Annotated in this window: 17 protein-coding genes; 7 read left to right on the top strand and 10 right to left on the bottom strand. The window is 67.3% G+C overall.

Annotated elements, in window-relative coordinates; all coding sequences use genetic code 11:
• Nucleotides 1-5: 5 nt before the first annotated feature.
• The 4 genes from AC3WL8_RS10705 to AC3WL8_RS10690 form a co-directional block, all read right to left on the bottom strand.
• Nucleotides 6-1,397: a nucleobase:cation symporter-2 family protein gene (locus AC3WL8_RS10705; protein WP_211980353.1), complete on the bottom strand. Its 1,392-nt coding sequence runs from the start codon at nt 1,395-1,397 to the stop codon at nt 6-8.
• Between the two features lie 226 nt (nt 1,398-1,623).
• Nucleotides 1,624-3,066, bottom strand: a complete 1,443-nt coding sequence (locus AC3WL8_RS10700; RefSeq protein ID WP_153955446.1) for a UbiD family decarboxylase — start codon at nt 3,064-3,066, stop codon at nt 1,624-1,626.
• 116 nt (nt 3,067-3,182) lie between these two features.
• Nucleotides 3,183-4,097, bottom strand: a complete 915-nt coding sequence (locus tag AC3WL8_RS10695) for an amidohydrolase family protein (protein WP_153955447.1) — start codon at nt 4,095-4,097, stop codon at nt 3,183-3,185.
• Between the two features lie 47 nt (nt 4,098-4,144).
• Nucleotides 4,145-5,047, bottom strand: coding sequence for an amidohydrolase family protein (locus tag AC3WL8_RS10690; protein WP_153955448.1), 903 nt, complete (start codon nt 5,045-5,047; stop codon nt 4,145-4,147).
• A gap of 417 nt (nt 5,048-5,464) precedes the next feature.
• Between AC3WL8_RS10690 and AC3WL8_RS10685 the strand changes: the two genes are divergently transcribed.
• Nucleotides 5,465-6,361, top strand: coding sequence for an endo alpha-1,4 polygalactosaminidase (locus tag AC3WL8_RS10685; protein WP_013958155.1), 897 nt, complete (start codon nt 5,465-5,467; stop codon nt 6,359-6,361).
• Here the strand turns inward: AC3WL8_RS10685 and AC3WL8_RS10680 are convergent.
• On the bottom strand, nt 6,346-6,915 hold the full coding sequence (locus AC3WL8_RS10680) for a M48 family metallopeptidase (RefSeq protein WP_211980352.1): 570 nt from the start codon (nt 6,913-6,915) through the stop codon (nt 6,346-6,348). The two genes, AC3WL8_RS10685 and AC3WL8_RS10680, sit on opposite strands and share 16 nt — an antisense overlap.
• Before the next feature lie 13 nt (nt 6,916-6,928).
• Complete coding sequence (locus AC3WL8_RS10675) at nt 6,929-7,153, bottom strand: hypothetical protein (RefSeq protein ID WP_010812270.1); 225 nt, start codon at nt 7,151-7,153, stop codon at nt 6,929-6,931.
• A gap of 138 nt (nt 7,154-7,291) precedes the next feature.
• On the opposite strand from AC3WL8_RS10675, the gene ettA reads away from it, so the two are divergent.
• A complete protein-coding gene (ettA, locus tag AC3WL8_RS10670) occupies nt 7,292-8,959 on the top strand; it encodes an energy-dependent translational throttle protein EttA (RefSeq protein ID WP_013958153.1) in 1,668 nt (555 codons plus the stop codon).
• A 204-nt stretch (nt 8,960-9,163) separates the two neighbouring features.
• Here the strand turns inward: ettA and AC3WL8_RS10665 are convergent, their stop codons facing one another.
• Nucleotides 9,164-10,312 (bottom strand): metallophosphoesterase, encoded by a 1,149-nt coding sequence (locus AC3WL8_RS10665; protein WP_013958152.1) that lies wholly within the window; start codon nt 10,310-10,312, stop codon nt 9,164-9,166.
• Nucleotides 10,313-10,660: 348 nt separating this feature from the next.
• Between AC3WL8_RS10665 and AC3WL8_RS10660 the strand changes: the two genes are divergently transcribed.
• The 4 genes from AC3WL8_RS10660 (at nt 10,661) to AC3WL8_RS10645 (ending at nt 19,121) form a co-directional block, all read left to right on the top strand.
• Complete coding sequence (locus tag AC3WL8_RS10660; RefSeq protein WP_492378262.1) at nt 10,661-13,066, top strand: carbohydrate-binding family V/XII; 2,406 nt, start codon at nt 10,661-10,663, stop codon at nt 13,064-13,066.
• Nucleotides 13,067-13,285: 219 nt separating this feature from the next.
• A complete protein-coding gene (locus tag AC3WL8_RS10655) occupies nt 13,286-14,521 on the top strand; it encodes an efflux RND transporter periplasmic adaptor subunit (protein WP_211980350.1) in 1,236 nt (411 codons plus the stop codon).
• Nucleotides 14,518-17,676, top strand: coding sequence for an efflux RND transporter permease subunit (locus AC3WL8_RS10650; RefSeq protein WP_153955451.1), 3,159 nt, complete (start codon nt 14,518-14,520; stop codon nt 17,674-17,676). The genes AC3WL8_RS10655 and AC3WL8_RS10650 overlap by 4 nt, the downstream gene beginning before the upstream one ends.
• Nucleotides 17,673-19,121, top strand: coding sequence for an efflux transporter outer membrane subunit (locus AC3WL8_RS10645; RefSeq protein WP_211980349.1), 1,449 nt, complete (start codon nt 17,673-17,675; stop codon nt 19,119-19,121). The genes AC3WL8_RS10650 and AC3WL8_RS10645 overlap by 4 nt, the downstream gene beginning before the upstream one ends.
• 34 nt (nt 19,122-19,155) lie before the next feature.
• Here AC3WL8_RS10645 and AC3WL8_RS10640 read toward each other — a convergent pair whose 3' ends face one another.
• From AC3WL8_RS10640 to AC3WL8_RS10630, 3 genes are all read right to left on the bottom strand, one after another.
• Entirely contained in the window at nt 19,156-20,514 is a 1,359-nt protein-coding gene (locus tag AC3WL8_RS10640; RefSeq protein ID WP_153955453.1) for an MATE family efflux transporter, read from the bottom strand.
• Entirely contained in the window at nt 20,507-21,022 is a 516-nt protein-coding gene (locus tag AC3WL8_RS10635) for a winged helix-turn-helix transcriptional regulator (protein ID WP_013958146.1), read from the bottom strand. The genes AC3WL8_RS10640 and AC3WL8_RS10635 overlap by 8 nt, the downstream gene beginning before the upstream one ends.
• A gap of 137 nt (nt 21,023-21,159) precedes the next feature.
• Nucleotides 21,160-22,074 carry a LysR family transcriptional regulator gene (locus AC3WL8_RS10630; protein ID WP_211980348.1) on the bottom strand — a complete coding sequence of 305 codons (915 nt, stop codon included), beginning with the start codon at nt 22,072-22,074 and terminating at the stop codon, nt 21,160-21,162.
• A 127-nt stretch (nt 22,075-22,201) separates the two neighbouring features.
• On the opposite strand from AC3WL8_RS10630, the gene AC3WL8_RS10625 reads away from it, so the two are divergent.
• Nucleotides 22,202-23,695: an acyl-CoA synthetase gene (locus AC3WL8_RS10625; RefSeq protein ID WP_013958144.1), complete on the top strand. Its 1,494-nt coding sequence runs from the start codon at nt 22,202-22,204 to the stop codon at nt 23,693-23,695.
• Nucleotide 23,696 lies beyond the last annotated feature (1 nt).

Raw genomic sequence — 23,696 nt, 5'->3', positions numbered from 1 at the left:
CTACGTCATGCCGGCTCCTTCGCCAGCCCGTGGGCCTGGGGGACCGGCGAGCGGGCGTTGAACAGCAGGTTCAGCAGCACCGCGGTCAGCGTGCCGAGCAGGATGCCGTTCTGGCAGAACTTGGCCAGCAGCTCCGGCATCTGCGCGAAGAACTTGTCCGACACCAGCGGGATCATGCCCAGCGCCACGCTGACGGCGACGACATAGGCGTTCTTCTTGTTCTCGACAAAGTCCACATGGCCGAGGATGCGCACGCCGGTGGCGGCCACCATGCCGAACATCACCAGCGCGGCGCCGCCCAGCACGTATTGCGGGATCGATGCGGCAAAGAAGGCCAGCTTGGGCAGGCAGCCCAGCACGATCAGGATGCCGCCGGCGGTGGCGCAGACCCAGCGGCTGCGCACGCCGGTGACCTGCACCAGCCCCACGTTCTGCGCGTACGAGGTGTAGGTGAAGGTGTTGAACACCGCCCCCACCAGTGCGCCCACGCCGTCGGCACGCAGGCCGCGCGCGAGGTCGTCGCAGCCCACCGGGCGGCCCACGATCTCGCCCAGCGCCAGGAACTGGCCCACCCCCTCGATCATGATCACGATCATCACCACGCACAGGGTGACCGCGGTCATGGCATCGAAGGTGGGCCAGCCGAAGTGGAAGGGCGTGATGAGTTCCACCCAGTGCGCGTTGTGCAGGCCTTCGAAGTTGACCTTGCCCAGCGACAGCGCGATCCCGAAGCCCACCGCAATGCCGATCAGCACCGCCACGTTGCACAGGAAACCCCTGGCAAAGGCCACCAGTGCCAGCACTGTGCACAGCACCGCGGTGGCGATGGCGATGTTCACCGGCAGGCCGAAGTTGGGATTGGGCACGGGACCGGCCGCCGTGTTGATGGTCGGGTTGCCGCCCGCCGCCCAGTTGATGCCGACGCGCATCAGCGAGACGCCGATCACCAGCACCACGGTGCCAGTCACTACCGGCGGGAACCAGCGCACCATCTTGCCGACATAGGGCGCGGCCATGTAGGTGAAGATGCCCGCCACCATCACCGCGCCGAACACGGCCGGCAGGCCCAGCGACGGATTGGAGCCGGTGGCGATGATCGGCGCGATCGCGGTGAAGGTGACGCCCATCATCACCGGCAGGCGGATGCCGATCTTCCAGATGCCGATGCTCTGGATCATCGTCACCAGGCCGCAGCAGAACAGGTCCGCGGCGATCAGGAAGGCCACCTGGTCCTTGGGCAGTTTGAGGGCGCCGCCGATGATCATCGGCACGGCAATGGCGCCGGCATACATCACCAGCACGTGCTGCAGGCCAAGGGCCAGCAGGCGGGGCGGGGGCAGGACCTCGTCGACGGGATGCGCGGGGGCATTCCCTTGCGTAGGCAGGGTGGGGTTCATGCTGTCTCCTTTGGTCGGTACCACGCCGGTCGCGCATTGCGCTAACGTGTCGCCAAGGTCGCCGGCGTTTCCTCTGTGGGATGGTCGTGCCATCCTCTCGTGCGAAGCCCGCGCCTGTCCTGTCTTGTCAATCCAGCATGACAGCGGCGGCGGGAGGGTACAACGTGTGCGGCGGATTTATCGATCGGGTTAAACGATGAATCCGCCGTTTCCAGCGGGTTATCCCTTACGGCATATGGGAACCCGCACGTTCCAGCCGCTTCAGCAGTGCTGCCGCGCGCGCCATCGCGGCAGGGTCGATGCGCGCGCGGATACCGTCGAAGGCAGGTCCGCGCGTGGCGTCCAGCCCCATGCGTGACGTGGTGCCCGCACCCGATGCCGAGGGGTCGAGTGCGCTGCCAGGCAGTCCGTCGACCATCACCACATCCAGGTGCGGTTGCAGGTGCGTGGCCATTGCCCACAGCACCTCTGCATCGCGGGTGATGTCGACGTCCTCATCCACCGCGACTACGGTCTTGAGGTAGGGATCCCAGCCGAGCAGGCCCAGCATCACCTGGCGCGCCTCGCCGGGGCGGCTCTGGCGCAGCGCCACGTAGGCGTGGAAGTGCGTGCCGGAGCTGGGGTAGTGCACGGCGGTGACGCCGGGGAAGCGCTCCCTGAGCTTTTCGACCATCTCCGATTCGCGCGGGATGCGGCCCAGGTTCAGGTGTTCGGCCGAGTTGCCGCCGACCACGTCGACCAGCCATGCATCCGTGCGGCGCATCACGCTTTCCACGCGCAGCAGGTTGTTGGTCGAGCGGTCCGACGAGTAGCCGGTGAATTCACCGAAGGGGCCTTCCTCGACGCGCGCGTCGGGATCGATCACGCCTTCAAGCACGATCTCGGCATGCGCCGGCACCAGGATGCCGTGGCGCGGCGTGCGTACCACTTCCAGCGGCGCGCCGAACAGGCCGCCGGCAACGTGGCGCTCGTCCACGCCGAACGGCAGCCGCGCGGCGCCGGCCAGCATGAACAGCGGATGCGCGCCGATCACCATGGCCACCGGCAGCGGCCGGCCCAGTTCGGTGGCGCGCTGCTGCATTCGCCACAGGTGCCCGCGCGAATGCAGGCTGGTGGCGATCTCGGTCGGCGAGTGCAGCATCGAGCGGTGGTAGCTGGCGTTGCCGATGCCGGTGTCGGGGTCTTCCGCGATCAGGATCGCGTTGGTGATGTAGGGGCCGCGGTCGGTGGCGAAGTGCTTGATCGCCGGGATCGTGCGCAGGTCGATAGGTTCAGTCTCGACATGGCCGGTGACGGCACCGCTGTCCAGCACGCGCGGCGCCACCATGCGGCGGCTGCGGGCCTGGTATTCGGCATGGATGCCGGCGGGCGGCACGCCGCCCAGCATGCGCCCCACGCGCTCGCGCGAGGCAAAGAGGTTGGTTGCCAGCGACGTGCCCAGTCCTTCGACATGGTCGAACAGCAAGGCCGGATGGCGGCCCTGCGCGGCCAGCGCCCACACCAGCGCGGTCGGGTCCTGGTCGGCGCCGACCGGCTCGCGGATATGCAGCACGTCTTCGGGAAAGGCCTCGCGGTAGGCGGCCAGGAACTGGTGGAAGTCCTGCGAGGTGTCGTGGAAGGGCTTGCGCGCCGATGCCGCTGAGGCGAAGGGCGCTGAGGGTGAGTTCATGGATCGGCTCCTGTGGTCAGGGTTGGCCAGGGCGAAGGCTGCCCCGGCGGCCGGGAATGCTCCCGGCCGCCGTGCCGTGCCTGCCTGCCGAACAGCTAGCGGCTAGCGACTACACGTCAGCGCGTGCTGGCGTACGTATCCTTCAGCCGCGCCAGTGCCTCTTGCTGCGTCTTGGGCGGCGCCGTGGTCTCGATGCCGACCAGCCGGGCGATGTTGTTGCCCATGTAGTCCTCCAGCCCGTCCTCGTCCAGGTCCATGCCCTGCGGCGCGGGGCCGCACAGCATCTCCAGCTCGCGCAGCCACATGCCGGGCTCGTTGGGCGGGGTGTCGGTGCCGAACACGATCTTGTCGCGCGGCAGCTGGCGCGCGAACTCGACGATGCGCGACTGAAAGCACCAGCCCGATTCGCAATACACGTTGGGCGTGTCCATCGCCATCCAGAAGGCCTCGAACGAGTAGTTGCCGCCGGTCTGGATGCCGAAGTGGCCGATGATGAAATTGACCATCGGGAACTCGCGGATGATCGGGTAGAACATCGTCGGGATCGTGTACGGGCCGTCGCCGGTGTGGATCAGCACCACCACGTTGTACTTGGCACAGACCTTCATCGCCGGGCGCAGCCAGTCCAGCGCGCGGTCGGGGCGGTAGCCGTGCATGTTGGCATGCAGCTTGAGCATCTTGAAGCCATATTCCTTGACGTGGAATTCCAGCTCCTGCGCGCCTTCTTCCGGGCCCCAGCGCGGGTTGAAGGTGAAGTTGCCGATAAAGCGGTCGGGATACTTCTGGCAGAGCTCCGCGATGTAGGCCATGTAGTCGCGGATGCCTTCGCGTCCGCGGCGGTTGCCGTCGCGGTAGCCGGTGTTGCCCGGGGGCGGCTGGATAAAGCCCATGTCGATGCGGCGCGGCTTGCCGTTGATCATGTAGGGGCCGTCCATCATCTTGAGCATGCGCTCGCCGTTGAAGGGCTCGCCGGTGTGGCGCCAGGCTTCGTCGACGAGATTGGTCGGGTGCAGATGGGTATCGATAATCATGTTGTGTGCTCCGGAGTCCGTTGTCGGTGGCGCGGGCTTGTGTGCGCTTACGCGGCCAGGCGCGCTTTCGCTTCTTCGAGCGTGCGCGGGACCGGCGTCGGCTCCAGGCCGATCATCCGGGCGACGTTGTTGCCGAGGTAGTCCTCCAGCGTGTCTTCATCCAGGTTCAGGCCCTGGGGCGGCTCGAAGCACAGCACTTCCAGCAGGCGCAGCCACATGCCGGGCTCGTTGGGCGGGGTGTCGGAACCGAACAGGATCTTGTGCCTGGGCAGCACCTTGGCGAACTCGACGATGCGCGACTGCAGGCACCAGCCCGATTCGCAGTACACGTTGGGCATGTCCATGGCCATCTGGAACGGCTCGAAGCAATACACGCCGCCGGTCTGCACGCCGAAGTGGGCCATGATGAAGTTCACCGTCGGGAACTCCTTCATCATCGGCACCCATTCGGTCGGGATGCTGTAGGGGCCGTCGCCGGTATGCAGCTTTACCAGCACGCCCAGCTCGGCGCATTTCTTCAGCGCCGGGCGCAGCCAGTCGAGGGCGCGGTCCGGGCGGTAGGCATGCATGTTGGCCTGGAACTGGACCATCTTGAAGCCCAGCTTCCTGACGTAGTGCTCCATGGCGTTGACGCCGTTCTCGACGCCGCAGCGCGGGTTGTAGACGAAGCAGCCGATAAAGCGCTCCGGGTACTTCTTCACCATCTCCGCGGTGTAGGCCATGTACGCGTCAATGGACTCGCTGCCCGACTTCACGCCGTCGGTGTAGGTGTAGATGGTATTGCCCTGCGGGGGCTGGATAAAGGCTTTGTCGATGCGGCGCGGCTTGCCGTTGATGGTGAACGGGCCGTCCATCATCTGGATCAGGCGCTCGCCGGTGAATGGGTCGCCGTCGTGGCGCCAGGCCAGGTCCACCAGGTTGGTCGGATAACAGCTGGTGTCGATGATCATGGGAGATCCCCTAACAATGACTAGGTTGGACACGCATGCGGCGGGCGTGCGCGAACAACGCCGCGGGGCCGGCCTTGCATGCTGCTATCGGGAGTCTTTGTCAGGGGAGCTGTTGGACCACTGCGCCACCGACGAAACACTCCGTCAGTGAGCAATCTCCAGTTGAACCTCGCGGCATTGCACCGCTGCTGTCCAATCGACCGCTTCTACCCACGCGCTCTTTATACATAGCGCCTCAGCGTTGCGTCAAGCGCATCATGTGTTGCGCCGCACGAACAACGGGCGCATGGGCATTCCAAACCATGGTACCAATCCGCTACATTGCATAAACCACAGCGGCAGGCCCGCCGCTGCAGGGCGGGGACAACATGGGCCGATTGCTTTTCAACGGGGTTTACGACAAGGAAGGGGGAAATCATGCACGGCAAATATGCAGCCATGGCGGGGGCCATGCTGTCTGTTGCGCTGTCAATGGCGCTGGGCGGCTGCGGCGGGGACGGGGACGCGACGGAGATGGCGTCGCCGGCCGCAGCAACGGCAACGGAAGCCACAAAGTACGGCACCACGGCTACCACTGTCACCAGCACAACCACGCGCTGGATGCCCGCGATCACCGACACCTGGCAGATCCAGCTCACCGGCAAGCTCAATACCAGCTACCCGGTCGTGATGTACAACTTCGACCTGTTCGACACGCCGCAGGCCACCATCGACGCGCTGCACGCCAAGGGCCAGCGCGTGGTCTGCTATTTCTCGGCCGGCAGCGCGGAAGACTGGCGTCCAGACTACAGCCAGTTCACCGCGAGCGATCTGGGCAGCCCGCTGTCAGGCTGGGCCGGCGAGCGCTGGGTGGATACGCGCTCGGCCAACGTGCGCCGGATCATGCAGGCGCGCATGAACCTGGCCGTGTCCAAGCGCTGCGATGGCGTGGATGCGGACAATGTCGACGGCTATACCAACAGCACGGGTCTGCCGCTGACGGCCGACACGCAGCTGGACTACAACCGCTTCCTGGCGACCGAGGCGCATGCGCGCGGCCTTGCCATCGGCCTGAAAAATGATATCGACCAGGTCGGGCAGCTGGCGGCGGACTTTGATTTCGCCGTCAACGAGCAGTGTTTCCAGTACCAGGAGTGCGGCGCCTATTCGGCGTTCACCGGCCAGGGCAAGGCGGTCTTCAACATTGAGTACAAGTCGAGGTACAAGACCGTGTCCCAGCGCAATGCGCTGTGTGCCGCGGCCAGGGCAGCGAACCTGCGCACGCTGGTGATGCCGGCCAACCTGGACGGCAGCTCGCGCTACGCCTGCGACTGAGTAATTGCCGGGGCGGGGGCGGCCGCCGTCCCCGCCTTGTCCAGTTCGCGCCACGCCAGCCACAGGCGGGTGTCGAATTCCAGCTGGTGGTAGCGCGGCTCCATGTGTTCACAGAGCCGGTAGAAGGCCTTGTCGTGATCGCTCTGCTTCAGGTGGGCGAGCTCGTGCACGACGATCATGCGCAGGAATTCCGGCGGCGCCTCTTTGAATAGCGACGCCACGCGGATTTCCTTCTTTGCCTTGAGCTTGCCGCCCTGCACGCGCGAGATCGCGGTGTGCAGGCCCAGCGCACGCTGGGCCGAATCGAGGCGCGCATCGAAGCCGACCTTGTGCAGCGGCGGCGCGCTGCGCAGATACTCCTGCTTGATGTCCGTGGTGTACTCGTACAGCGCGCGGTCGGTCTGCACGGTATGGCGCCCGGGGTAGCGCCGGGCGATATGGTCCCCGAGCCGGCCGGCGGCGATCAGCTCGCGCACCTGCTCCAGCACGCCGGGCGGGTAGCCGCCCAGGAAGCGCGTCGGGTCCTTGCCGGCGGGGCGCCAGATTTCACTCACGGCAGTGGCCTGCTCAGTGGTGGTGGTGATGGTGGTGCATCCAGCTGTTGTCCAGCGAGTTGACGAAGGACTCGACTGCGTCCTTGTCGCCGGTGGCGTGGCGCATCATCTCGCCGCACTTGCAGAAGCCCTGGTACGGGGTGATGTGCGAGCAGGCCGACGTCTTCTGCAGGTACAGCGTGACGGGTTTGGTGCACTTCTTGCACTTGAACTTCAGGGTCAGGGCGGGTTTGCTCATGGCGATGGCTCGGGAAATCGGCGAAAAATCGAACCTGTCATTGTACCGGCCAGGGCGGAATCGAGCAGGAGCGCCTCAGCGCGCCGCGCCTGCCTGATACACTCCCGCCATTCCCGAACAACCCTCCAACACGCACCCATGGCACAGTACGTTTTCACCATGAACCGCGTGGGCAAGATCGTCCCGCCCAAGCGTCACATCCTGAAGGACATCTCGCTGTCGTTCTTCCCCGGCGCCAAGATCGGCGTGCTGGGCCTGAACGGCTCGGGAAAGTCCACGGTACTCAAGATCATGGCCGGCCTCGACAAGGAAATCGAGGGCGAAGCCACGCCGATGCCCAACCTGAACATCGGCTACCTGCCGCAGGAACCGCAGCTCAACCCCGAGCAGACCGTGCGCGAGTCGGTGGAAGAGGCGCTGGGCGGCGTGTTCGAGGCGCGCAAGAAGCTTGACGAGATCTACGCGGCCTATGCCGAGCCGGACGCCGACTTCGACGCGCTGGCCGCCGACCAGGCCAAGTACGAAGCCATCCTGGCCGCCAGCGATGGCAACAACGTCGAACTGCAGCTGGAAATCGCCGCCGACGCGCTGCGCCTGCCGCCGTGGGACGCCAGGATCGAGCATCTCTCCGGCGGTGAAAAGCGCCGCGTGGCGCTGTGCCGCCTCTTGCTGTCGCGCCCCGACATGCTGCTGCTGGACGAGCCGACCAACCACCTGGATGCGGAATCGGTGGAATGGCTGGAACAATTCCTGACGCGCTTCCCGGGCACCGTGGTGGCCGTGACCCACGACCGCTACTTCCTCGACAACGCTGCCGAATGGATCCTGGAACTGGACCGCGGCCAGGGCATTCCCTGGAAGGGCAACTACAGCTCGTGGCTGGACCAGAAGGAAGCGCGCCTGAAGCAGGAAGAGGCCAGCGAATCGGCCCGCCAGAAGGCGCTGCACAAGGAACTGGAGTGGGTGCGCCAGAACCCGAAGGGCCGCCAGGCCAAGTCCAAGGCACGTCTGGCCCGCTTTGACGAGCTCAACAGCCAGGACTACCAGAAGCGCAACGAAACCCAGGAAATCTTCATCCCGGTGGGTGAGCGCCTGGGCAACGAGGTGATCGAGTTCGAAGGCGTGAGCAAGGGCTACGGCGACCGCCTGCTGATCGACAACCTCAGCTTCAAGGTGCCGCCGGGCGCCATCGTCGGCATCATCGGCCCGAACGGCGCCGGCAAGTCGACCTTCTTCCGCATGCTGACCGGCAAGGAACAGCCCGACAGCGGCGAGATCAAGATCGGGCCGACCGTGAAGATGGCCTTTGTCGACCAGAGCCGCGACGCGCTCGACGGCACCAAGACCGTGTTCGAAGAGATCTCGGGCGGCTCCGACATCCTGACGGTGGGCAGGTACGAAACGCCGTCGCGCGCCTATATAGGCCGCTTCAACTTCAAGGGTGGCGACCAGCAGAAGCAGGTCGGCACGCTGTCGGGCGGCGAACGCGGCCGCCTGCACATGGCCAAGACCCTGATCGCCGGCGGCAATGTGCTGCTGCTGGATGAGCCGTCCAACGACCTTGACGTGGAAACGCTGCGGGCGCTGGAAGACGCGCTGCTGGAATTCGCGGGCTGCGTGATGGTGATCTCGCACGATCGCTGGTTCCTGGACCGGATTGCTACGCATATCCTGGCGTTCGAGGGGGACTCGCATGTGGAGTTCTTCCCGGGCAACTACCAGGAATATGAGGCGGACAAGAAGCGGCGGCTGGGTGAGGAAGGGGCCAAGCCCAAGCGGATTCGGTATAAGCCGATTGTGCGGTGAGCGTTGTGTAGCGGAGTTAATTCGTCGTTCGCGCTTTCGTGCAAACGACAAATCACAGACTTTGCACAAAAGGCATTCAGTGCGATGGACTTGCAAGGAAAGCAGCACTGACCGTCGCCAAAACAAAAAGCCCCGCTCAATTTGAGTCGGGGCTTTTTGCTGCACCATGCCTGCGACTATTCTTCGGCCTTCTACGGCAATCTCTTAGCCCGCTTTCACCAGCCTCACCCGCGTAATCTCCGACGGCGCCCCAAACCGCTTCGGCGGCCCCCAATACCCGGTGCCACGGCTGATATAAATCCACAGCGAGCCATGCCGCACCAGTCCGGCGGTGTATGGCTGCTGCATCGGCACGAACAGGTTCCACGGCCAGAACTGGCCGCCGTGGGTATGGCCGGACAACTGCAGGTCGAAACCTGCTTCCGCCGCGGCGGCAGCGGTGCGTGGCTGGTGGGCCAGCAGCACGCGCGCGCCGGCGTGTGCCGGGGCGCCGGCGATGGCGCGGTGCGGGTCGCTGCGGTGGCTTTCGTGGAAGCGGCCGGCGGAGTAGTCGGTCACGCCGCCGAGTACCAGCGCGTCGCCGTCGTGCTGCAGCACCACGTGTTCGTTCATCAGCACGCGCACGCCCAGGCGGCGCAGCTCAATGATCCACGGTTCCGCGCCGGAGTAGTACTCATGGTTGCCGGTGACGAAGTAGGTGCCGTGGCGCGCCTGCAGCCGGGCCAGCGGCGCGGTGTGGGCGGACAGTTCGCGCACGGTGCCGTCGACCAGGTCGCCGGTGATGGCGACGGCGTCGGCCTGCAGGCTGTTGACGCGGTCGACGATGCGGTCGAGGTAGGGCCGCTTGATGGTGGGCCCGACATGGATATCGCTGATCTGGGCGATGGTGAAACCGTGCAGGGCGTCAGGCAGGCCGGCCACGGGCACGTCGACTTCGACCACGCGTGCCAGCCGGCGGGCATTGATATAGCCGGCCAGCGTGACCAGCAGCGCCAGCAGCGGCACCGCCGCGGCACTGCCCGCGGACAGGCCGGGCGCGTGCCAGCCGAGGAGCCGTTCCGCCGGCCAGGCGGCGGCCAGTGCCACGTCGCGTACCAGCGTCAGCACCAGCAGGGATGAGAAGAATCCCATTGCCAGCATGCCGATCCACGAAACCAGGTCCGACCAGGGCTGGCTGACGCGCCGCGCCAGCAGCCCGGCCGGCAGCAGGGCGCAGGACAGGGCCAGCCAGGCGACGGCCAATGCCTTGACCGCCATCGGCACCGGCATCGCCGGCAGCAGGCGCAGCCCGATATAGCCGTGCAGCAGGGCTGTCACGAGGGCGGCGGTCAGGATGGTGGTGCGTGGAGGCATGAGGGCGGGGCCAGGGGGGAGTCTTTCAAGATGAGGCCGCGGGGGGCGGCTTCAAGGGGCGATGGGGTGGCATCAGGCCAAGCAAGATGCACACCCGCCTCGCCTGCGCGTGTCGCAACGGCGCGTCGCGGCTTGACATGGCGGCGCGCCGCCCCGACTCCTTCTTGTACGAAGGCCGCTGTCGAGGCCGGCTGATCTGTCTTTTTTCTGGCAGATCCTGAATGTTTTCAAATCAGATTGTTCGCCTTTGCGGCCTAATTTAGATTCGCGGGATGGGCCGCCTGTTGTGCAGCATCGTGCCCGCGGTGCCGGCCCGCCGGCGCAGGCAGCTTCCTCCCGGAGAAACCCATGTCTTTTCGCCTGAAGCAGACCAGCGCCCTGATCGCCGCGGCGTGGCTTGCATTCGCCCCGCTCAGCCCGCAGGCCGCCACGCCGTCCAGGCCAACCGCGGCTGCCCTGAGTTGGCCGCGCAATTTTGACGCCGCCACCGATCATGTGGAGCTGTACCAGCCCCAGATCGAGACCTGGGACGGCAACCGGCTGTCCGGGCGCGCGGCGGTGGCGGTGGGCGAGAAATCGGGTTCGCCGACCTACGGTGTGGTGCATTTCTCGGCCACCGGCGATATCGACAAGCCCTCCGGGCTGGTGCAGCTGACCCGGATCACGGTGGACAGCGTCGAAGTCCCGACCCGGCCCGACGCCGCCGACCGGGTGCGCCAGGCGCTGGTGTCGCGCCTGCCGGCCAACGGGCTGACGGTGCCGCTGGACCAGCTGCAGGCCAGCTACGCGGTATCGCAGCAACTGGCCAAGGCTGGCCGCGTGGCGGTGCGCAACGACGTGCCCCAGATCCTTTTTGCCACCACGCCGACACTGCTGGTGCTGGTCGACGGCGAGCCGGCCTGGCGCGCCGTGCCGGGCACGCAGTACGAACGGGCGCTGAACAGCCGCGCGCTGCTGCTGCGCGAATCCGGTGGCGAGCTGCACCTGAAGGCGGCCGGCTACTGGTATCGCTCCGAATCGGCCGGCGGCGCCTGGGAAGTGATGACGACCGTGCCCAAGGCGCTGGAGAGCGCGGCCACCAAGGCGGCGGCCGGCATGAAGCCCGATTCGATGCTGCCGGCCGACGGCAAGCGGCCGGCCAGGGCGCCGGCGATTCTCTTTGCCACGCAGCCGACCGAGCTGGTCATGACCAGCGGCGCGCCGCAGATGACGCCGGTCAGCGGCGTCGGCCTGCTGACGATGTCAAACGCCGACCATGCGGTCTTTGTCGATCCGGCCGCCAACCAGTATTACGTGCTGGTCTCGGGCCGCTGGTTCCGCGCGCCGATGCTGACCGGGCCGTGGGAGTACGTGCCCGGCAGCCAGCTGCCGGCAGACTTCGCCAGAATCCCGGCGACCGACCCCAAGGCCAATGTGCTGGTCTCGGTGCCCGGCACGCCGCAGGCACGTGAGGCCGAGATCGCCGCGGCCATCCCGCAGACCGCCACGGTGTCGCGCAGCAAGGCCAGCCTGGCGGTGGAGTATGACGGCGCGCCGCGCTTCACGCCGATCACCGGCACTTCGCTCAGCTACGCGGTCAACAGCGGCACCCCGGTGATCGAGGTCGACAGCAGCCACTACTACGCGGTCGCCAACGGCGTCTGGTTCACGGCGCCGGCGCCGTCCGGCCCGTGGCATGTGGCCACCGAGGTGCCGTCGGCGATCTACACCATCCCGCCGACTTCGCCGGTCTACTACGTGACCTACGTGCGCATCTACTCGGTCGCGCCGGAGACCGTGGTGGTGGGCTACACCCCTGGCTATATGGGCGTGGTGGTCAGCGCCGACGGCACGGTCGTGTACGGCACCGGCTATGTCTATCCGCCCTATGTGGGCGCGGTCTACTACGGCTACCCGGCCACCTATGGCTACGGCGCCGGCTTTGGCATCGGCATGGCCGAGGGCTTTGCCTTCGGCTTCGCCGCGGGCGCGTTCTGGGGGGCGGCGTCGCCGTACTGGGGCCCTTATTGGTGGGGCGGGGCGTACAACTGGAACTACGTCAACGTGAACCAGGCCAATTTCTACGGCCGCTGGGGCCAGGGCACCGTGACCCACGCCCAGGGCTGGAACGCCTGGACCGGCACCGAATGGCGCGGCACCGCCGGCGCCGGCTACAACCCGGCCACCGGGGCGCGCTACCAGGGCAGCCGCGGTGCGGCGTTCAATCCCTATTCCGGCAACTATGCGGCGGGCCGCCAGGGCTCGTTCGCCAATCCGTCGACCGGGCGCGAGGGCGCGGCGCGCGGCGGCGTGGCCGGCAACACCTACACCGGCAACTATGCCGCCGGCCGCCAGGCGGCGGGCTACAACGCGCAGACCGGCCGCGTCGGCGCGGCCGAAGCGGGCATTGCCGGCAATACGCAGACCGGCCAGCACACTGCCGGCAGCCGTGGTTTTGTCGCCAATCCGGACAAGAACAATGCGGTGGTGTGGAACAACGGCAACGTGTATGCCGGCCACGACGGCTCGGTGTACCAGCACACCGACGACGGCTGGCAGAAGCACACCCCCAGCGGCTGGCAGCCGGTGCAGTCCGGCAACGACGCCACCACACGCCTGGAGCAGCAGCGCCAGGCGCGCGAGGTAGGCCAGCAGCGCTTCCAGGGCACGGCCCAGCAATGGCAGGGGCGCGGCGGTGGTGGCGGCTTTGGCGGCTTTGGCGGCCGTGCCGGTGGTTTCCGCGGCGGCGGCTTCCATGGCGGCTTCCGCCGCTGAGCCAGGGCCCTGGCAGCCCGCGCGGGCAACTGCGCGGGTGCGGGCGAAAGCAAGTCGAAAGCAGTAAAGACGCCTACAAAAGAATTGAATTGGCGCCCGCAGGGCCGAGCCTTACCCTGCCGGTAAAGAGGCGAGTGCGGCCACCGGTCCGGCACGACGGAAGGTCGCCGGCGTGCGCGCGCGGCAATCGCGTGCATAACCATGGCGGGAGAGGGATCCGTGAACACTGCTTTCCATTGGCGCGGCGCGCTCTGGCTGGTCTGCGCGATGACGCTGGCCGCCTGCGGCAAGGACAAACCGGCGCCCAGTGCACCGCCCGCGGCCGAGGTTGGCACGATGACGGTGGCGCTGCGCGATGTGCCGATCGTCTATGACTTCGTCGGCCAGACCCAGAGCTCGCAGCAGGTAGAGATCCGCGCGCGCGTCAATGGCTTCCTGGACCGGCGCGTCTATACCGAGGGCGCGGTGGTCAAGGCCGGCGAGACCATGTTCCTGATGGATCCCAAGCCGTTCGCCGCGGCGCTGGATGCGGCCAACGCCGAAATGGCGCAGCAGGTGGCGCGGCTCAAGACCGCCAATGCCGACCTGGCGCGGGTGCGCCCGCTGGCCGAGCGCAATGCGCTGAGCCAGCGCGACCTGGACGACGCCGTTGGCAAGCAGCAGGCCGCCGCGGCCGCGGTGGAGGGGGCCCGGGCCAATGTCACTAATGCCAGGCTGAACCTGGGCTATACCACGATCAAGTCACCGGTCACCGGCGTGTCGAGCTTTGCCAAGAAGCAGGCCGGCAGCTATATCGATCCGTCGAACAGCCTGCTGACCTACGTGGCCAAGCTCGACCCGATGTGGGTCAACTTCAGCCTGTCCGAGAACGAGGTGCTGTTGTCACGCTCGGAGCAGGAATCCGGCGCGCTCAAGTTCCCGCCCAAGGGCGCCTTTGACGTGGTGATCGTGATGGCCGATGGCAGCCAGTTCCCGCATCACGGCAAGATCACCTTTGCCGATGCCTCGTTCAGTGCCGAGACCGGCACCTATATGATCCGCGCCGAGGTTGCCAACCCGGATGGCACGCTGCGCCCCGGCCAGTTCGTGCGCGTGAAGCTGCATGGCGCCGAGCGCACCAAGGCCGTGGCGGTGCCGCAGGAAGCCGTCATCCAGGGCCCGCGCGGGCAGATGGTGTGGGTGGTCGGCGCGGACAACAAGGCCCAGCAGCGCGTGGTCGACGTGGGCCAGTGGACCGGTGACAACTGGGTTATCCGCTCCGGCCTGAAGGCCGGCGAGCGCGTGGTCGTCAGCGGCGGGCTGCGGCTGACGCCCGACGCGCCGGTCAAGGCCGTCGAGGCTGTTCCCGGACAGAAGCCCGCGGCAGGTGCGGCCGCCGCCAGCGCGCCAGGTGCGCCAGGCGCGTCATCGCCCGCCCAGGCCAGGGGCACGGAGAGCGCAGGGAGCAAGCCATGAAGCTTGCCCACTTCTTTATCGACCGGCCCATCTTTGCGTCGGTTCTGTCGATCATCATCGTGGTGGGTGGCCTGGTCGCGCTGACCAAACTGCCGATTGCCCAGTTCCCGGACGTCACGCCGCCGTCGATCACGGTGACGACTCGATACCCCGGAGCCAGCGCGGAAGTGGTCGCGCAGAACGTCGCGGCGCCGATCGAGCAGCAGGTCAACGGCGCGGACCGGATGATGTACATGAACTCGACGAGTTCCTCGACGGGTGACCTGACCTTGACGGTGTATTTCGAGATCGGAACCGATCCGCAACTGGCGCAGGTAGACGTGCAGAACCGCGTCAACCTGGCGCTGCCGACCCTGCCTGAAGCGGTCACGGCCCAGGGCGTTTCCGTGCAGAAGCGCTCGTCCGCGTTCATGATGGTGATCGCCATCTTCTCGCCGGACAACAGCTACGACCAGACCTTTGTCGGCAACTACGCCAACATCTATGTGCTGGATGCGCTCAAGCGCATTCCCGGCGCCAACCAGTCGGCGATCTTCGGCAATCCGGACTACGCCATGCGGATCTGGCTGCGGCCGGACCGGATGGCGTCGCTGGGCATTACCACGGAAGACGTCAAGAACGCTGTCAGCGCGCAGAACCAACAGTTCTCCGCCGGCCGTATCGGGCAGTCGCCGACCACGGGCACAGTCCTGCAGACGTTCCCGATTGCGACCAAGGGCCAGATGACCGAGCCCGCCGAGTTCGAGAACATGATCCTGCGCGCGCAGTCGGGCGACGCCGCGCTGGTGCGGCTCAAGGACATCGGCAGGGCCGAGCTAGGCATCAAGGACTATTCGCTGCGCAGCCGCTACAAGGGCAAGACCGCCACGCTGCTGGCGGTCTACCAGCAGCCGGGCGCCAATGCGCTGGACGTGGCCAAGCAGGTGCGCAGCACGCTGGCGGAACTGAAGAAGTCGTTCCCGCCGGGGCTGGAATATGAGGTCGCGCTCGACACCACCGAGTTTGTGAACGAATCGATCAACGAGGTGGTGCACACGCTGCGCGATGCGGTGATCCTCGTGATTCTGGTCGTCTACCTGTTCCTGCAGAGCCTGCGCGCAACCATCGTGCCGATCCTTGCCGTGCCGGTGTCGATCATCGGCGCCTTCGTCGGCATGAGCATGTTCGGCTTCTCGGTCAACATGCTGACCTTGTTCGGGATGGTGCTGGCCATCGGCATTGTGGTTGACGACGCGATCGTGGTGATCGAGAACGTCGAGCGCAACATGGTGGAGTTCAAGCTGCCGCCAAAGGAGGCGGCCAAGCGTGCCATGGACGAGGTGAGCGGCCCCGTGGTTGCGATCGTGCTGGTGCTGCTGGCGGTATTCATCCCGGTGGCGTTCCTGTCCGGCATTACCGGCCAGCTCTACAAGCAGTTTGCCGTCACCATCGCGGTGTCGGTGGTGCTGTCCGGGGTGGTGGCACTGACACTGTCCCCGGCGCTTGCGGCAATCCTGCTCAAGCCCGGCGAGCACAAGAAGAACCGCTTCTTCCAGTGGTTCAACAATTCGTTCGATCGCATGATCCAGGGGTACGACAAGTCGCTGCAGCTCGTGATCAGGCGGACGGTGATCTCCATCGTCATCATCCTTGTCATGATCGGGGTGAGCGTGCTGATGTTCGTGCGGATACCGTCGTCGTTCCTGCCGGTGGAGGACCAGGGCTATCTGTTCGGTGCCGTGGTGATGCCGGATGCGGCCAGCCTGGACCGCACCGGCAATCTCTCCTCCCGTGCCGAGGCCTGGTACGCCAAGCAGCCCGGCGTCAGCTCGGTGGCGTCCGTGGACGGGTACAGCCTGATCGATTCGCAGAACAAGGCCAATGCTTCCACCTTGTTCATCACGCTGAAGGGCTTCCATGACCGCAAGGAGGGCGAGAGCGCGGCGGATCTGATCGTCAAGGCGAAGAAGGAGTTTGCGAGCTACCAGGACGGTGTGACCATTCCGATCAACCCGCCCTCGATCCCGGGCCTGGGAACGACCGGTGGTTTTGAGTTCTGGCTCCAGAGCACGGCGGACGGCACCTACCAGCAACTGGAGGAGCGGGTGCATGCCTTTATCGCCAAGGCGCGGCAGCGGCCAGAGCTGACCGGGATCAATTCCACCATCAACACGCGCTCGCGCCAGTTGCTGGTGGAGGTGGATCGCGAACGCTCCGAAACCCAGGGCGTGCCCGTCGAGCAGGTCTATTCCGCGCTGCAGACCATGTTCGGTTCGCTCTTCGTCAGCCAGTTCCCGAAGAACAGCCGGCTGTTCCAGGTGATCCTGCAGGCCGAGGCCGACTACCGCTCGCGTCCGGAGGATCTCGACAAGGTCTACGTGCGCAACCGCAACGGCGAAATGGTGCCGATCAAGGCGGTGACGACATCCCGGTATGTCCCGGGCGCCGATATCATGACCCGCTTCAACAATTTCCCGGCCGCCAAGATCATGGGCGATGCCGCGCCAGGCTACAGCTCTGGCCAGGCGCTTGCGGCCATGGAGGACGTGGCGCGGGAAGTGCTTGGCCAGGGCTACAGTTTTGCCTGGAGCGGACAGGCGTACGAGGAGAAGACCGCCGGATCGACGGCAGCGATGGTCTTTGCCTTTGCCTTGCTGATGGTGTTCCTGATCCTCGCGGCGCAGTACGAAAAATGGTCGCTGCCGTTCGGTGTCCTGCTGGCGGTACCGTTCGCGCTGTTCGGTGCACTGGTTGCCATCCTGTTGCGCGGCATGCAGAACGACGTCTACTTCCAGATCGGGCTGACGGTGCTGATTGCGCTGGCGGCGAAGAATGCCATCCTGATCTTCGAGTTCGCGGTGGAAATCCGGCACAAGGAAGGCCTCAGTGCCTACGATGCCGCCTTGCATGCGGCCAAGCTGCGCCTGCGCCCGATCATCATGACCTCGCTCGCCTTTATCCTCGGCTGCGTGCCGCTGGCGATCGCAAGCGGCGCGTCGGCGGCCAGCCGACAGTCGCTGGGCACCGGCGTGATCGGCGGGATGCTCGGCGCCACGGTGATTGCGCTGTTCTTCATCCCGATGTTCTTCTGGGGGCTGGAGGTGATGTCCGAGCGCAAGCCGAAGCCCAAGGCCGGGGCCGCGCCCACCACGCCACCGGCCGGAGAACCGTCATGAGCGCACGCCACCAGCTGGCCGGTGCCTGCCTGGCCGCGGCGCTGGGCGGCTGCGCCATCGGCCCCAACTACGAGCGCCCGGCCACGCCCGAGCCGGCCGAGTACCGCATCGACACCGGCGTGCTGTCCGTTGCCGCGGACAGCGCCTGGTGGGACAGCTTCGACGACCCGGTGCTGAACACGCTGGTCGAGACGGCGCTGCGCAACAGCTACGACGTGCGCATTGCCGCGGCCCGCATCGATGAGTTCCGCGGCCAGCTGATGGTGGTGCGCTCGGGATTCTTCCCCCAGGTGAACCTGTCGGCGGCGGCCACGCGCCAGCGCGCCGGCACCTTCAACGGCACGCCGTTCGCGTCGCTCGATGGCCCGCGCAATTCCTACCAGCTGCTCGCCAATGCCAGCTGGGAGATCGACCTGTGGGGCCGCATCCGGCGCCAGGCGGAGTCCGCCGAGGCCAGCCTGTGGAACGCCGAGTACGCGCGCCGTGGCGTGGTGCTGTCACTGGCGGCATCGGTGGTGCAGGGCTATGCCACGCTGCGCGGGCTGGACGCGCAGCTGGAGATCGCGCAGCAGACGCTGAAGGCGCGCGGGGCTGGGCTGGATATCTTCCGGCAGCGCTATGAGGGCGGGGTCATCTCACAGGTTGAGCTGTCGCAGGCAGAGAACGATTTCTATGTGACCGAGGCGACGATCCCGGTGCTGCGCAGCGGCATCGCGCAGACCGAGAACGCGCTGTCGGTGCTGCTGGGCCGCGAGCCGGGGCCGATCGAGCGCGGCAAGCCGGTCAATGAACTGCAGCCGCCGCCGGTGGGTGCGGACCTGCCAGCCGCGCTGCTGTCGCGCCGGCCGGACGTGCTGCAGGCCGAGCAGTCCGCCATTGCCGCCAACGCGCAGCTGGGCGCGGCACAGGCTCTCTACTTGCCGGCCGTCAACCTGAGTGGCCTGTTCGGCGCCATCGCCAGCTCGCCGGCGGGGCTGTGGCACAGCGCCTCTCAGGTATGGGGCTTCGGCGCGGGGCTGACCCAGCCGATCTTCCAGGGCGGCGCCATCCGCGGCCAGGTGCAGACTGCATCGGCACAGCGCGAGCAGGCCATGCTGGCCTACCAGGGCACCGTGCTGGCGGCGCTGGCCGACGTCAACAGTGCCCTTTCCAACGGCATCGAGACACGCAACCGCCTGGTGAGCCTGCGCCAGCAGGAGAAGAGCCTGGTGGTCTATGCCGACCAGTCGAGCGCGCGCTACGAAGGCGGCTATTCCAGCTACCTGGAGGTGACCACGGCGCAGGAGAAGCTGTTCGCCGCGCAGCTGTCGGCGGTGCAGGGGCAGGTGGACGTGCTGACCGGCACTGCGGCGTTGTACAAGTCGCTCGGCGGCGGCTGGCCGTCGGTGCCGCAGGATGTGCGCGATGCGGGGATGCAGGGGGATGCGAAGGTGTTGAGGCGGTAGCAGGGGCGGCTGGCGCCTGCCAGCCGCATGGCACTTACCGCGCCGACCATTCCCCTTGCCGCACCCCCAGTGCCGTGACCACGCCATAGGCCGTAATCCCCAGCGCCACCCCCAGGAAGTGTCCGTCCAGCCCCATCCCGAACACGTTGGCCAGCAGCCAGCCGCCGCCTACCGCCAGCGCGATCCGGCACAGCCCCGCGGCCACCGGCCAGCGCATGCGGCCTGCGCCCATCGAGGCAAAGTACAGCGCCATCCCCAGGCCGAAGCCGCCGAAGGCCGGCCCTACCCATGACAGGGCGCGCGCGGCGATGGCGATCACTTCGGCGTCATGGGTGAACAGGCTGGCAAAGCGCACCGGCGCCAGGCCCACGGCAATGCCGGCGGTGCCGGCGATGACCAGCGCCAGGAACGCGCCGACCCATGCCGTGCGGCGCGCGGTATGCCAGTCGCCTGCGCCCACGGCGCGGCCGACCAGCGCGGTCAGCGCCGAGCCCACGCCAAAGGCCAGCGGGATCATCAGGAATTCCAGCCGCGCCGAGATGCCATAGGCCGCCACTGCCGCGGTGCCGTGGTGGCGCAGTTGCGCGGTGACCAGGATGGTGGTCAGGTTGGCCACCGAGGCCAGCGCGCATGCCACCAGCCCCACCGACAGGATGCGCGCGAACAACTCCCACGACGGCCGTACCCGCAGCACCGGCACGAAGCCAGCGCCGCCGCGCGCCACCACGATCGCCATGGCCAGCGCCGCGGCCCACGACACCGCCGCCAGCGCGGCGCCGATGCCGGCCAGCCCCATGCCGGCGGGCTCGGCCAGCAGCCACGACAGCACCGGGAAGGCGATCCACATCAGCGCCAGCACGCGTGCGGCCAGCGCATGGCGGCCGCCGCCGCGCAGCACCGAGGCCAGCGTATTGGCCAGCCACGCCGGAATCGCGCCGGCACCGAACAGCCAGATCGCATAGTTGGCAGCGGCCTCCGCCGCCGTGGCGCCGGCCACCGCGCCCAGCACGCCGCGCGGGAAGCCCGCCAGCACCACCGCAAAGGCCAGTCCGGCGGTCACTGCGATCAGCAGCGCGTGCATCACCAGCGATGACGCTTCCTCGCGCTTGTTGGCGCCGAGCGCGCGGGCGATGGCCGCGACCACGCCGCCGCCCATGGCCCCGGTCGACATCTGCTGCAGCAGCAGCGCAAACGGCAGCACCACCGCCCAGCCGGCCAGCGCCGCCGTGCCCTGGCGCGCGGCCAGCCAGGTTTCGATCAGCTGGGCCGAGGCCTGCAGCACGGCGATCAGCGCGGTCGGCCCGGCCAGCTTGCCGATGCGGCGCGCAATTTCAGTGGCCGGCACCGCCTCGGCGGGCAGGGCGCCCGCAGGCAATGCGCGCGTGTCAGTCATGGCGGGCCTCCCCTTGCTCGCCAGCGGTCTCGGCCTCCCCAAAGCGCTGCCGCAGGAAGCGGCCGGCGCCCGGGCCGGGCAAGACGCGCACGTCGTCCAGCGTGATCGCGCTGCCGTCGGCGCGCGCCAGCGCCGGCTCGGCAATCTCGGCGCCGGTGCGGCGGTCCTGCAGCAGCGTCAGCGGACCTTTTTCATCGATCATCCAGCGGTCGGCCCAGGCCTTGAGCGCGACATAGGCCGGGAAGAAGTCGCGACCCTTGTCGGTCAGCTGGTAGACGTGGCGAGCGCCGCCCTCGGGCGTGACGCGGGCCAGCAGCCCGTGCGCCACCAGCGTCTTCAGGCGCGCGCTGAGGATGTTGGGGGCGATGCCAAGGTTGCGTTCGAACTCGTCGAAGCGCGTGCTGCCGTAGAAGGCCTCGCGCAGCACAAGGATGGCCCAACGTTCGCCCAGCACGGCCATGGAGCGGGCCACGGGGCAGGGCATCGAGGTGAAATCGGTAGGGGGCATGGTCTCCGCCGTTCTGGTCCTGTCGACTTGCTTGCAAAGTGCAAGTTTTCTGGAGAATAGCTTGCAAAACGAAAGTTTGCAGGGCGGGCTGCGACCCTGGGTCCGGAAAGCGTTCGTTTACCGGCCAGTGGTGCCGGCTACGCCACCGCGTCGCGGAACACCTCAAGCTTGTCCAGTTCCTCGCGCAGGAACCCGATCAGCGCGCGGGTGGCCATCGACGGGTGCAGGTTGGGCGTGGTGATGATGAAGAGCTTGTTGCCCAGCCCCTCCGGGCGCCAGTCGGGCAGCACCGGCACCAGCCGGCCGGCGCGCACTTCCTCCCAGCCGATGTAGACCGGCAGCATGCCGATCCCGTGGCCCTCGCGCACGGCGCGCGCCAGGAACAGGAAGTTTTCGGACTGCAGCTTTGGCGTCAGCGCCACGTCCACGCGCTGCCCGTCGCGGTAGAGCGACAGCGGGAACTGCCGCGGCGGGTACGGCGGGCACAGGAAGTTGCAGCCGGTCAGGTCCGGCGGCACTTGTACCGGCGGGATGCCTGCGAGGTATTCCGGCGATGCATACAGTTGCCAGCGGATGTCGCAGATTTCACGCGCCACATGATCCAGCGGTGGCGCCGAGGTGACCTTCAGCGCGACATCGATCTCGGCCGCGATCAGGTCGTTGACGCGGTTGGCGAAGAACACGCGCAGCGTGATGCCGGGGTGCTTCTGCGCAAACTGCAGCAGCAGCGGCGCGATATAGGCATCGCCCAGCCCGGTAGGCACGCTCACGCGCACATGGCCACGCAGGGTCTGTCCCAGGCTGTCGATCTCGGCCTGCGCCGAGGCCACTTCCTGCAGGATGCGCACGCCGTGCTGGTACAGCGCATGGCCGGGCCCGGTCAGTTCCAGCCGGCGCGTGGTCCGGCGCAGCAGCTGGGCGCCGGCCTGGTGCTCCAGCTCACGCAGCTGGCGGCTGACCTGTGAGCGCGTCACGCCGCGGCGCCGGCCGGCTTCGGCCAGGTTGCCCGCATCGACGATGTCGACAAAGGCCTGGATCAGGTTGAGGTCCATCGGGGATTGCCTGCAGGATTGTCGCGTCTGGTGCAACATTGTGATTCCGATGCGCGTGATTGTCGATCCACGGCTACGCCGATACAGTGGTCGGCTGACAGAACGGATCGCATACAGGAGACAACGGATGGCCACGGACCTCTGGTTTGAAGACATGCACCGCAGCGGCGAAGAACTGCTGGCGCGCGGCGCCCGCCTGGCCGGCGGCCTGCGCGCGCTGGGCGTGCAGGAGGGCGACGTGGTCGCCGTGCTGCTGCGCAACGATCCGGCCTATGCCGACGTGGTCCATGCCTGCCGCACCGCCGGCTGCTACTACTGCCCGATCAACTGGCACTTCACCGCCGAGGAAGTGCGCTTCCTGCTGACCGACAGCGGCGCCAGGGTGCTGCTGGTGCAGGCCGACCTGCTGCCCGCCGTGCGCGACGCCGTGCCGGCCGGCATGACGGTGCTGGCGGTGGGCCGCCCCGCGCAAGGCGCCATCGACTATGAAAGCTGGCTGGCGCAGCAGCCGGCCTACGACGGCCCGCGCGTGGCACCGCGCGGTCATATGGCCTACACCTCCGGCACCACCGGCCGGCCCAAGGGCGTGGTGCGCCAGGCGCTGCCGCTGGACCGGCTGGAGGAACAGCTCGCGCGCATGCGCTCGGTGGTGCGGCAGACCTACGGTATCGAGCCGGGCTGCCGCACGCTGATGTCGGCGCCGCTGTACCACAGCGCGCCGGGCTCGTTTATCCAGAACGCGCTGCAGATGGCCGAACGCCTGGTGCTCACGCCGCGCTTTGATGCCGAGCAGGTGCTGGCGCTGGTGGAGAAGCACCGCATCGACGTGCTCTACCTGGTGCCGATCATGTACGTGCGCCTGCTCAAGCTGCCGCCCGAGGTGCGCGCCAAGTACGACCTGTCATCGATCCGCTTCGTTGCCTCCACCGGCTCGCCGTGCTCGCCCGACGTGAAGCGCGCGATGCTGGAATGGCTGGGCCCGGTCATCCATGAGACCTACGCCTCCAGCGAAGCCGGCATGATCACCGTGGCCACGCCGGCCGATGCCGCCGCGCGCCCGGGGACCGCCGGCAAGCCGGTCGATGACGCGCAGCTGCGCATCCTCGACGAGAACGGCCGCCAGTGCGCGCCGGGCGAAGTCGGCCTGGTCTACGTGCGCCAGCCCGCCTATCCCGACTTCAGCTACCGCAACAACGACGCCGCGCGCGCCGCCATCGACCGCGACGGGCTGGTGACGCTGGGCGACATGGGCTATGTCGATGCCGACGGCTACCTGTTTATCTGCGACCGCGCCTCGGACATGGTGATCTCCGGCGGCGTGAACATCTACCCGGCCGAGATCGAGCACGAGCTGGTGCGCTACCCCGGCGTGGCCGACTGCGTAGTGTTCGGCATCCCCGACGACGAATACGGCGAGCGCCTGCTGGGCATGGTGCAGCCGATGCCGGGCGTGGAGATCCGCGAGGCCGAGGTGATCGACTGGCTGCGCCAGCGGCTGTCGGGCTTCAAGGTGCCGCGCAGCATCGTGGTCGAGGCGCAGCTGCCGCGCGATGAAACCGGCAAGCTCGCCAAGCGCCGCCTGCGTGACCGATACTGGGAAGGCCGCCAGCGCCGCGTCTGAG

The sequence above is a fragment of the Cupriavidus sp. FW305-F7 genome, from assembly GCF_058782875.1.
Note: the sequence above shows the minus strand (reverse complement) of the source record. Positions and strands in the feature narration are given on the sequence as shown.